Source organism: Streptomyces sp. NPDC001781, from assembly GCF_053596035.1.
Map to the genome: position 1 here is coordinate 1 of NZ_JBSFFI010000071.1, position 3,350 is coordinate 3,350.

General features: G+C 69.9%; 4 protein-coding genes. All 4 read left to right on the plus strand.

Translation table 11 applies throughout. The features are described from left to right. The first annotated feature begins 282 nt into the window (after positions 1–282). Positions 283–993: a helix-turn-helix domain-containing protein gene (locus tag ACWCV3_RS28575; RefSeq protein WP_451230150.1), complete on the plus strand. Its 711-nt coding sequence runs from the start codon at positions 283–285 to the stop codon at positions 991–993. Between the two features lie 16 nt (positions 994–1,009). Further along, entirely contained in the window at positions 1,010–1,399 is a 390-nt protein-coding gene (locus tag ACWCV3_RS28580; protein WP_451230153.1) for a PH domain-containing protein, read from the plus strand. A gap of 126 nt (positions 1,400–1,525) precedes the next feature. Further along, positions 1,526–1,825: a hypothetical protein gene (locus tag ACWCV3_RS28585; protein ID WP_451230156.1), complete on the plus strand. Its 300-nt coding sequence runs from the start codon at positions 1,526–1,528 to the stop codon at positions 1,823–1,825. A 263-nt stretch (positions 1,826–2,088) separates the two neighbouring features. After that, positions 2,089–3,350: hypothetical protein (locus ACWCV3_RS28590; RefSeq protein ID WP_451230158.1), on the plus strand; the 1,262-nt coding region annotated here is incomplete at its 3' end.

The following is a 3,350-nucleotide window of genomic DNA, read 5'->3' on the forward strand; positions in this document are numbered from 1 at the left end:
GTCTCCTCCAGCACGGCGGCCCGGATGGCGAGCACGCGCACCGCGTCCTCGGCGCAGCCGGCCACGTCCGGCATGTCCTCGTCGGCCGACCAGGCGGAAAAGATGCGGGCCGCGCGGCGGGCGGTGACGGCGGGCGCGGGAAGTGTGAGCACGGCGGTCATCGGGTCCTCCAGGGGTCGGCGGGCTACGGGTCTACCCTGCCTGGCGTCAGGGGGTGTCGTCGGCGCCCTAACAAGGCGTCATTCCGGTGTCATTTCACGGCGGTTCGGGTACAACAGGGGTATGGCCACCACACAGAACCTCGCCCTGCGCGCCGTGCGTGAGGGCATGTTGATGAGTCAGCAAGACCTCGCCCACGCCCTTCAGCGGGCCGGGGCTCCTACCGCGTCCAAGAGGCTGGTGCAGCGCTGGGAGCACGGGGACATCGCGTGCCCGCAGCCGGCGCACCGCCGCGCCCTGGAGCGCGTCACCCGCCGGTCCGCCGAAGAACTGGGGTTCAGCGTCTCCGGGACCGGCGGCGCGGATCTGCCGGACAACCCTGCCGACCAGCCGGCCGCGTCGCTGCACAGCCTGTCCGGAGTCTGGCTGTCCCGGTACGAGTACCCGTCGTCCGGGCGGGGCGGGACGTTCGTCGGGCTGCACCACGTCGTGCTGCTCCAGCACGGCTCCCGGCTCACCGTGCAGTCCCTGCCCGGCGCTTCGTCCAACCCGCACTCCCCGCTGTCCATGGACCTCACCGTGGACGGGATGACCGTCACCGGCGTGTGGACCGAGCAGACCGCGAAAGACGGGTACTACAAGGGCGCCAGGTACCACGGCGCGATCCAGATGCTCGTGGACCCGACCGGCCGACGGCTGGAGGGCATGTGGGTGGGCTTCGGCAAGGACTTCTCGATGAACACTGGCCCGTGGTCGCTGTCCTTCCGCACGGCGAACCGGTCCCGGCAATCCCTCGCCCAGTTCCACCGGCCCCCTGCCGCCGACGAGCACTGATGGAAGGATGTGCGCCATGAAGCCTTTGGACGTGCGGCCCGACATCGACGCGGCAACCTCCCGCCTGCCCAGCGCGCTCGGCGCCAAGCGGGAGATCAGGAAACTCCCGGAGGTGCTGTGGGATGGCGAGACCGTGGAGACCCTGGCGATAGGGCAGTACGGCGGCGGGCAGGGCCTGGTCGCCATGACCGACAAACGGCTGCTGTTCTTCAAGCACGGGTTCCTGTCCCAGACCCTGGAAGACTTCCCGTACAACAAGATCAGCTCCGTGCAGTGGAGCGCCGGGCCGCTGATAGGCACTCTGACCGTCTTCACCTCGGGCAACCGGGCGGAGATCAAGGCCATGCCGAAGGACCCGGGCCGGGCGCTGGCCGACAAGTTGCGGGCCCGCCTCGCCGGTATGTGAGCCGTCCGACCCCGAGCCCCTTGGTCCGCAGGGCCTCGGGGCTTCGTCGTGTCCAGGGTTGCGCGCACGGAGACAGTCATGGTTTAATTAATTCATCGGAACACGGAACCCCGGGAGGAACCGACCATGACTGCCACCACACCTGACCCCGTCCACCTGGCGATGGCCAGCGCCATGCAGGGGCTCACCGTCGGATACCGCCCCGTACCCGGGATGCCTGGCGGGGGAGACCACACCGTCGTCGGTTCGTGGGTGCGCCCCGGCACGGGCGACGTGATGCTCAACTTGTTCCGGGCGGCGCGCGGCAGCAACGACGTGGACCGCAAGACAGTCGCCCAGGTCACGGACGTGGAGGTCGCGCCGGAGTGCGTGGCCGACTACACGAAGCGGCTGCCCGAGGAGTACGCGAAGGTGACGTCCGCCTGATCGCCCCGCCGCATAAGCCCCTTGGCCCGCAGGGCCTCGGGGCTTAGTTGTGTGAGTTGGTGCGAGCGTGCGTCGGACGTACAGTGCGGGACGCGGCCCCGGACTTCCTCGGGTCGGGTGCGCAGGGGTGCGTGAGCCCCGCCGGTGTGGTGGCCAGGCGGGGCTCACGTGTGTCCGGGGCGCAGTGCCCCGTCTGCCGTGAAAACGGCGAATCGGGTGATCGCGGCTACCATGCGCCCCGGATCCGATCCGGGAGGTAGCCAGTGCCGTGGTACGACGCCTTTCGCCGTGGCAGCGTCGTCAGCTCCGTGCCGCCGCCGGCCGCAGCCCCCGACGCCCTGACGGCCGCCGCCAGCCCGCCGCGCGGTCCCGAGGCGCAGTTCCTGCGGCACACCGAGAAGTGGCAGCACGAGGTGTGGCGGCACTACGACACGCTGGGCGAGTTCAATTTCGGCACCGACTGGCAGGCCAACATGCTGTCCCGGGTGCGCCTGCGCGCGGCCCGGCTCCAGCCTGACTCGGACGAACCGGAGATCGTCACCAGCGGCACGGCCGCCGATCTGATGATGCGGCTGTCCGGCGGGGTCGGCGGCCAGGCGCAGCTCATGCGCCGGCTGTCCATTCAGCTCTCCCTCCCCGGCGAGGGCTACCTGGTCGGCGAGACCACCGACCGGGCCGAGCAGTGGCAGGTCCGCTCGGTGGATGAGATCCGTTCTCAGTCCGGCACGTACCAGGTGATGGACGAGAACTCCGTCACCCCCGGCCAGGACTGGCGCGACCTCGCCCCGGAGCACCACGTCGTCCGCGTGTGGCGCCCGCACGGCCGCTATTTCCACATGGCCGACTCCCCGGCGCGCAGCGCCCTGGAGTGTATGCGCGAGCTGGAACTGATCAATCGGAAGATCACGGCGGAGTACCTGTCCCGGCTCGCGTCGGCTGGCATCGTCGCCATCCCGGACGAACTGAACTTCCCGGTGCGCGAGGAGTTCGAGGGCGCACCGAACCCGCTGATGGCGGAGTGGGTGGAGATCGCCGCCACGGCGATCCAGAACCCGGGCACCGCGTCCGCCGTGATCCCGATTCCGCTGGTCGGTCCGGCCGACGTCATCGACAAGATCAAACACATTGACTTCACGCTGGCCATCGACCAGAAGACGATCGAGCGGCGGGACTCCGCGATCCGGCGCCTGGCTACCAAGATGGACATCCCGTCCGAGATCATGACCGGCATGTCCCAGGCGAACCACTGGACGGCCTGGCAGATTGACGAGGGCGCGCTGAAGGCGCACATCGCGCCGCTCGCCGAGCTGATCTGCGACTCCCTGACGCGCGGTTACCTTCAGCCCCGGCTCGCCGCGTCCGGCGAGGAGGACCCGGCGCAGTGGGTCGTCTGGTACGACATGAGCGAGCTGGCGCTGCGCCCGGACCGCTCGGCGAACGCGGTGCTGGCCTACGACCGGCAGGAACTGTCCGGCGCCGCGCTGCGCCGGGAGTGCGGATTCGATGAGGACGACGCACCCCAGCC

Coding starts and splice junctions, on each gene's coding strand:
- ACWCV3_RS28575 (WP_451230150.1), top strand. CDS start 283: ATGGCCACCACACAGAACCTCGCCCTGCGCGCCGTGCGTGAGGGCATG.
- ACWCV3_RS28580 (WP_451230153.1), top strand. CDS start 1,010: ATGAAGCCTTTGGACGTGCGGCCCGACATCGACGCGGCAACCTCCCGC.
- ACWCV3_RS28585 (WP_451230156.1), top strand. CDS start 1,526: ATGACTGCCACCACACCTGACCCCGTCCACCTGGCGATGGCCAGCGCC.